At 47.2% G+C, this 7,539-nt stretch carries 8 protein-coding genes and 1 tRNA gene; 2 read left to right on the forward strand and 7 right to left on the reverse strand.

The window, feature by feature from the left end; all coding sequences use genetic code 11:
• Positions 1-29: 29 nt before the first annotated feature.
• Positions 30-371 carry a hypothetical protein gene (locus tag BMY09_RS17395; RefSeq protein WP_091360777.1) on the reverse strand — a complete coding sequence of 114 codons (342 nt, stop codon included), beginning with the start codon at positions 369-371 and terminating at the stop codon, positions 30-32.
• A 239-nt stretch (positions 372-610) separates the two neighbouring features.
• Here BMY09_RS17395 and nth point away from each other — a divergent pair, with 239 nt between their 5' ends.
• Complete coding sequence (gene nth / locus BMY09_RS17400) at positions 611-1,243, forward strand: endonuclease III (RefSeq protein WP_091360779.1); 633 nt, start codon at positions 611-613, stop codon at positions 1,241-1,243.
• A 25-nt stretch (positions 1,244-1,268) separates the two neighbouring features.
• Here nth and BMY09_RS17405 read toward each other — a convergent pair whose 3' ends face one another.
• The 6 genes from BMY09_RS17405 to nrdA all read right to left on the reverse strand — a co-directional run bounded on the left by BMY09_RS17405 (position 1,269) and on the right by nrdA (position 6,936).
• On the reverse strand, positions 1,269-1,565 hold the full coding sequence (locus BMY09_RS17405) for a hypothetical protein (protein WP_091360781.1): 297 nt from the start codon (positions 1,563-1,565) through the stop codon (positions 1,269-1,271).
• A gap of 770 nt (positions 1,566-2,335) precedes the next feature.
• Positions 2,336-2,581 carry a VF530 family protein gene (locus BMY09_RS17410; RefSeq protein ID WP_091360782.1) on the reverse strand — a complete coding sequence of 82 codons (246 nt, stop codon included), beginning with the start codon at positions 2,579-2,581 and terminating at the stop codon, positions 2,336-2,338.
• Positions 2,578-2,718 (reverse strand): DUF2986 domain-containing protein, encoded by a 141-nt coding sequence (locus BMY09_RS17415; RefSeq protein ID WP_091360784.1) that lies wholly within the window; start codon positions 2,716-2,718, stop codon positions 2,578-2,580. Before BMY09_RS17415 ends, BMY09_RS17410 begins: the two co-directional genes overlap by 4 nt.
• A 441-nt stretch (positions 2,719-3,159) precedes the next feature.
• Positions 3,160-3,426, reverse strand: a complete 267-nt coding sequence (locus BMY09_RS17420; RefSeq protein WP_091360786.1) for a 2Fe-2S iron-sulfur cluster-binding protein — start codon at positions 3,424-3,426, stop codon at positions 3,160-3,162.
• Between the two features lie 10 nt (positions 3,427-3,436).
• Positions 3,437-4,567, reverse strand: coding sequence for a class Ia ribonucleoside-diphosphate reductase subunit beta (nrdB, locus tag BMY09_RS17425; protein WP_091360788.1), 1,131 nt, complete (start codon positions 4,565-4,567; stop codon positions 3,437-3,439).
• Between the two features lie 104 nt (positions 4,568-4,671).
• The gene (gene nrdA, locus BMY09_RS17430; RefSeq protein ID WP_091360790.1) at positions 4,672-6,936 is read right to left on the reverse strand and encodes a class 1a ribonucleoside-diphosphate reductase subunit alpha; all 2,265 of its coding nucleotides are present in this window, start codon (positions 6,934-6,936) and stop codon (positions 4,672-4,674) included.
• 443 nt (positions 6,937-7,379) lie between these two features.
• Between nrdA and BMY09_RS17435 the strand changes: the two genes are divergently transcribed.
• A tRNA-Tyr gene (locus BMY09_RS17435) sits at positions 7,380-7,463 on the forward strand.
• Positions 7,464-7,539: the final 76 nt, after the last annotated feature.

Consider the following 7,539-nt stretch of genomic DNA (forward strand, 5'->3'; position numbering starts at 1 on the left):
AAGATATAAGAGGCTGAACGACTGAGTGATCAGGAACGACTCATAAAGGCCTCAATATATTTAGCAATACTCTCACTCAGGTAGCCCTCAAGTCCTCCGAGGTTTTTATCAAAGAACAGCAGGTAACGTTCAGCCTGTGAGTGCGTTATCTTCTTACCTAATACATTATATTCTATTTCGGGAAGTGTTTTACTGTTTCTCGGTAGGATATTCCAGCGAATAATCCCTGAATGCTCTGATGCAAATTTCTTCTGAGCAAATTCACAGAACCGATCGACAAGCTGCGCACCATCAGGTCCCAGACAGCCCGATTCTACCCGGTAGATAATCAACAGCTTCTTCTCGTCAGGCAAAGGTAAATCACTAACCATTTGAACACGCCATATATAAGCCTATGGGCTATTAAATAATTCTGTAACACTGCCCTGAACTATAGCTCTGTTTAGCAGTTGATTGCTATAACACCAAAGCGCTATCGGGAAATTATCTATCCCATTACACCTCCGATTCCATACACAGTAGCATTGACAGAACTCCCGATGCTGTTGCCCCTGGGACCGCTCCCCGTTAACATACTCCCCTCTTAACAGAAGCCAGTCTGCCGGAATTTATGAACGCTGCAAAACGCCACGAAATTTTCTCCCGCCTGCGGGAAGCCAACCCCAACCCGGTCACAGAGTTGGAATACAGCAATCCATTTGAGCTTTTGGTTGCAGTAACACTCTCTGCACAGGCAACCGATGTCGGCGTCAATAAAGCAACCCGTAAGCTGTTCCCGGTCGCCAACACTCCGGAAGCGATCTACGCGCTGGGGGTGGATGGCTTAAAGGCGTATATAAAGACTATCGGCCTGTATAACGCTAAAGCTGAGAATATTATCAAGGCCTGTAAAATTCTGATGGAGCAACACAACTCCCAGGTACCCGACAACCGCGAGGCCCTGGAAGCACTGCCAGGTGTAGGTCGAAAGACTGCTAACGTTGTGCTGAACACCGCCTTTGGTCAGCCCGCAATGGCGGTGGATACCCACATCTTCAGGGTCTCCAACCGCACCAGAATAGCACCGGGAAAAACAGTTCTTGAGGTCGAAAAAAAGCTGATGCGTTTTGTCCCTAAAGAGTTTCTGATCGACGCCCATCACTGGCTTATTCTCCACGGCCGTTACACCTGTGTTGCCCGGAAGCCACGCTGTGGCTCCTGCCTGATAGAAGACCTGTGTGAATATAAAGAGAAGCTTGACTAACAGTTGGGGCTGACTTTATCTGTTTTCAGCCGTTTTGCTGTCTTCTCCCTGATCGGAGGATACCCCCTGAGCCTGACTTTCCACAGCATCCCCGCAACTGAGCGATTTCATCAGCACTGAGCCAGTCATGCACCCAGCCGTTAACAGCATCGCAGGTAGAGGGTGTTTTACTCCACTCCTTGTAGGCCTTCACATGCTGAAGTGTTATACCGTAGTTGGTGGTTTCATGCAGAGCACAACGTGCCGGAAACCGGCCATTGCAATCAAACTGCTCATTGATCCAGCGAACAGCTCCAGGTGTATCTTCATTGGTCACTTGCATAGCCCCTCCGACATCTATTGCAGACAAGCCAGGTTCATCGGTAACGTGTGAACTTTAATAGGTTTTAGGAGTGTAGAAATTGACCGGCGTCATCGCAAGTCAACTAACCTGTTTCATTTCATATAACTGTCATTTTTCGGCGTCACTCAAAGCGTATCTGACAGACTGAAACACGGTTATCAACCGTCTGAGTTGTACACAGATTCTGTGGATAAAACTGTGAGTATTATTGGGGTAGTTGGCTAAAACACCCGTGGTTATTGGCCCCGAAACAAATCGTTCACATAAACGACACAAAAATATTACCCTATTAATTTCAATAACTTATGTAATTCAATAGGTATTTATCAATACTTTTAAGTATTTTTCAAATGGCCCGCAGCATTTGTTCAGCTTGCTGTGAATTAAATATTGCAATCTGATTAAAGCTGTCACTTAGCGACCTGTATTGAAAGTAGTTACTAACACATTTTTTTGTATCATTTTGCTGACACTGAAATAGAGGCAACACCACAGGTATCTATCGTATAAATTGCGTTTACGCGGTAAATATCTCAGGTAATCAGCAGGGGTTAAAAACAGTGATCAATGCATAACAAACATCGCCATGAACATTCATCAGATGGCAGGGTAATTCAGGCGTCTGGTTAAAGCCGGTGTAGAACGGTTCCATCGAAGTTATCGCTAAACCGCATCCAAACAGAATAGAGTCGATGGATCAGAATAGATTATCGTAGAGTTCCAATAAGAACAGCTTGGCACAAGTATTCTTATTCGGGTCGCGTCCAGATCGTCTTGCGGGTTTGCAACTGTATCCACAGCTGCTCCACTTTCTCTCTCGCCCAGGGGGTTTTACGTAAAAACTTCAGGCTGGATTTAATACTGGGATCACTCTGGAAACAGCGGATATTAATTCGCTGTCCCAGCTCCTGCCAACCATATTCAGCTTCCAGGTCAGTCACAATCTGCTGCAGGGTGATACCATGCAACGGATTATTCTTCTGCCCTGCGGTCATTGTTCTGCCTCCTGCAAGGCTATTCTGGCACGTTCATCCTTAGAGATATAACGGGGCTTTGTCGCTACATGAAGTTTTGCGTTGGCTTTTTTTGCACGCTTTTTCAATATACTGTTTATCTTCTTCTTTCTGTTCATCAATGCTGAGCCTGAAGCCCTGTCCGGTCATTAGGAATGCCTATTCTATCTGAGTTTGGCGTTGAGTTCAGAAGAGAGTTTAATCCCCGCTAACGCAGGTCTATGGCATACAATTCAGTCTGCGTATTGTAATACACAGTTTCTGTGGATAACTCGGTGGGTTACTTTTTAGTAAGTGGCTGTAAAAGCGATAGTATGGGGCCTTCAGCTAATTGCTTATAAAAACACCAAACAGGAATAACTCTTTTTATTTTCAATAAGTTATAGAAAAACAACTGTTTTATTATCAAACTTGTGCAACGCACAATCCACAGTACAGATGACTGTTTTTTAAGCTGTTAAGAACTTTTTGAAAAAGCTTGACAATGACTTACCGGGCAGCGCCCGGCAGGGTGGAAAAATAACTCAGACCAGCGAGCTTAGTGGATCGGCTCCAGAGCCTTACTCGTCTGGAATCTCGATCTCGACATGGGATACCGGCTTGGTACAACAGGCCAGAATCTCATCGCCAACGGTATCATAGAGAGCATCCTGAACCTCTTCCACATCCCCATCAATCAAGCGCACCCGGCAGCAACCGCAGTAGCCACCCCGACAGTTATAGGGCGCAGGAATATCCTGTGCCTCCAAGGCATCCAGCAGTGAATACTCATACTGATAATAGAAGGTACTGTAGTTGTTGACCTTAATTCTTGGTATACCAGACATGACCCGTTCCTTAGAGGTCGAAACCGTCGAAGTCGTCTTCACCCATTTCATTATCAATTGCTCCTACCAGATACGAGCTGATCTCTGCTTCCTGCGGTGCAACCTGAACGTTATCGCTGACCAGCCATGCATTCATCCATGGTAGCGGGTTCTGTTTGGCAGGAAAGATCTCTTCCAGGTTAAGCGCTTTCATCCGCACATTAGTAATATATTCGACGTAATCTGACAGGATGCGCGCATTCAGACCGATCATCGAACCATCTTTGAACAGATAACTGGCCCACTCTTTTTCCTGCTCGGCTGCTTCACGGAAAATTTCATAAACCTGAGGTTGGCATTCTCTGGCAATCTGCTTGAAATCCGGATCATCAGCTCCAGAAGCCAGCATATTGAGCATAAACTGTGTACCAGTAAGGTGCAGCGCCTCATCCCGGGCGATCAGCTTAATAATCTTGGCATTGCCCTCCATGATTGCCCGTTCGGCAAAGGCGAATGAACAGGCAAAGCTGACATAGAAACGGATCGCCTCCAACACATTGACCGATACCAGAGTCAGATAGAGCTTGGTTTTCAGGTTATGCATACTGACATCGTATGTTTCCCCGCCAATGGTATGCTCACCAGGCCCCTGAATCATGTAGATGTTGGTTAACTCAATCAGCTCATCGTACAGACGGGTGACGCTTCGAGCCCGCTTGACGATCTCCTCATTGGTGACGATCGCGTCAAACACTTCGGAGGGTTCAGTCAGTATATTACGGATAATATGGGTGTAAGAGCGGCTGTGAATCGTCTCACTGAAAGACCAGGTTTCCAGCCAGGTTTCCAGCTCGGGTAGCGAAACAATCGGCAGAAATGCGATATTGGGTGAACGCCCCTGCACCGAATCCAGCAGTGTCTGATACTTAAGGTTGCTGAGAAAGATATGCTTCTCATGCTCTGGCATCGCCATAAAGTCTTTACGGTCGGTCGACAGATCCACCTCTTCCGGACGCCAGAAGAATGACAACTGCTTTTCAATCAGCTTCTCAAGAATGGGGTATTTTTGCTTATCATAACGGGCAACGTTGACGTTGTGGCCGAAAAACATCGGCTCTTTGGTGGCATCGTTGAAAGTCGGATCAAACGTTGAATATAGCATATTGCATTAATACTCTTACCCTGCTTACAGGGAGGTCAAAACGGGTAGCCGATGGCATTGTGCCAACGGCCTGAAATCCATTATACAGTCAGTGCTGCAAGCGCTCAGAGCTTACAGGCACCACTCTCACAACCACTCATATCTTCATGCTGGTCGGTGGCTCCATCGCGGGTGTTATGATAATAGAGGGTTTTAACGCCATACTTGTATGCGGTCAGCAGGTCTTTAAGGAGCTGTTTCATCGGCACCTTATCACCCGGGAATTTTGTGGGGTCATAGTTAGTGTTAGCTGAGATAGACTGATCGACAAACTTCTGCATAATGCCCACCAATTGCAGATACCCCTCATTGGTAGGGATCTGCCAGAGCAGCTCGTAATCATCTTTCAGCTCAGCATACTCCGGTACCACCTGCTTCATAACGCCATCTTTGCTCGCTTTGACGCTGACATAGCCCCGTGGAGGCTCAATACCATTGGTTGAGTTAGTGATCTGAGAGGAGGTTTCACATGGCATCAGCGCTGTCAGTGTGCTGTTACGCAAACCAAACTCGCGGATATCTTCACGCAGTGTTTCCCAGAAATAGTGCAGCGGCTCATCACAGAACTCATCCACTTCACGCTTGTAGGTATCGGTTGGCAGAATCCCTTTGGCGTAATTGGTTTCACTAAACAACTTACAGGGGCCCTGCTCTTTCGCCAGCTGATTGGACGCTTTAAGCAGGTAATACTGAATCGCTTCAAAGGTTTTGTGTACCAGGCCGTTAGCGGAGCCATCAGAGTAACGGACGCCATTTTTCGCCAGATAGTAGGCAAAGTTGGTGACACCCACACCCAGCGTACGCCGATTCATTGAAGCGGTACGCGCTGCTTCAATCGGGTAATCCTGATAATCCAGCAAACTATCCAGCGCCCGTACAATCAGATCTGCCAGATTCTCCAGCTCATCCAGATTTTCCAGTGCCCCCAGATTGAACGCCGACAGAGTACAAAGGGCGATCTCACCTTCAGGATCGTTAACATCATTGAGCGGTTTGGTTGGCAGCGCAATCTCCAGGCAGAGGTTAGACTGCTTAACCGGTGCCACCTTCGCATCAAACGGACTATGAGTATTGCAGTGATCGACGTTCTGAATATAGATACGTCCGGTAGAGGCCCGCTCAGACGCCAGAATACCAAACAGTTCGACCGCTTTGATGGTTTTCTTACGGATGGAGGGATCCTGCTCATACTGAACATAGAGGCGTTCAAACTCATCCTGATCGGCAAAGAAGGCATCGTACAAGCCCGGCACCTCATGGGGACTGAACAGGGTGATATCGCCTCCCTTAATCAGACGGGTGTACATCAGCTTATTCAGCTGTACCCCATAATCCAGATGGCGTACGCGGTTCTCTTCTACCCCGCGGTTATTCTTTAATACCAGCAGAGATTCCACTTCCAGATGCCACAAAGGATAGAACAGTGTTGCAGCACCACCACGAACACCACCCTGAGAACAGGATTTTACGGCGGTCTGGAAATACTTATAGAACGGAATACAACCGGTATGGAACGCTTCACCACCCCGGATAGGACTGCCCAGTGCTCGGATACGTCCGGCGTTGATACCAATACCCGCGCGCTGGCTGACATATTTTACAATCGCGCTGGCTGTTGCATTGATAGAGTCAAGCGAATCACCTGATTCGATCAGAACACAGGAACTGAACTGTCGGGTCGGGGTACGGACACCCGCCATAATCGGCGTTGGCAGCGACAGTTTAAACATTGAACAGGCATCATAAAAACGCTTGACGTACTCGAGGCGGGTCTCTTTCGGGTAGTTAGCAAACAGACAGGCCGCCACCAGCATATAAAGGATCTGCGGGCTCTCATAGATCTCATGGGTTACCCGGTTCTGTACCAGATACTTACCCTCAAGCTGCTTGACGGCAACATAGCTGAAGTTCATGTCCCGGCTATGGTCGAGATATTCATTCAGCTGATTAAACTCCTCTTCCGAGTAATCTTCTATCAGGTGCTTATCATAACGACCAGCATCGACCATCTTTGCCACATGGGTCAGAAGGTGTGGCGGTTCAAAGCTATCGAAAGCCCGCTTCCGCAGGTGGAAGATCGCCAGACGGGCAGCCAGATACTGATAATCCGGAGCATCTTCAGAGATAAGATCGGCAGCAGACTTGATCAGGGTTTCATGAATATCGGCGGTTTTTATACCATCGTAAAACTGAATATGGGCTTTCAGCTCTACCTGTGAGACTGAGACATTCTGAAGGCCATGCGCAGCCCAGATAACGACTCGGTGAATTTTTTCAAGGTCCAGTTTTTCCTGACGACCATCCCGTTTCGTTACCAATATGTCCTGCATTTCGCTTTCCCAAGTTGAAATAAATCAGATTTACGAAGGTTTCTTAACCGAACCTTTTCAACGGCGGGAGCGGAGCCACCTCACCTGACGCGCCCCGGATTCCCTGATGTTCACTCTGGCCTGCCAGAAACAGGTGCTGAGCCTTCATCTGGCACACTACATGTTGTGCGCACCCGAACATTAGGCACTAAATATAGTTATAAACAACTTAATTACAATACTTGAAATTTGCCTTTTATGAGTGTAGTCAAACGTTAAAAATGGGCCAGACGCCCGTGCCATCAGCGCTTCACAATATTACTCAAAAATAAGAAAAATTTTAATTAAAAATGAAATCGCAATAAGTTTTGATAATTGTCAAAAAGACCTCCCACACTGTGAAAAAAGATCTGTCATTACGCTTTACAGTGACGCAACAAATCAATAGTATACGCGCTCCCTGTGGTGGGGTTCCCGAGTGGCCAAAGGGATCAGACTGTAAATCTGACGCGCGAGCTTCGGTGGTTCGAATCCACCCCCCACCACCATCGAATGCAAAACAAAACAGCCTCGTTTATCCACGGGGCTTTTTTGTATCTGAGATTTATGAACAGGGGGTGGGTG

The sequence above is a fragment of the Amphritea atlantica genome, assembly GCF_900111095.1.
GTDB lineage: Bacteria > Pseudomonadota > Gammaproteobacteria > Pseudomonadales > Balneatricaceae > Amphritea > Amphritea atlantica.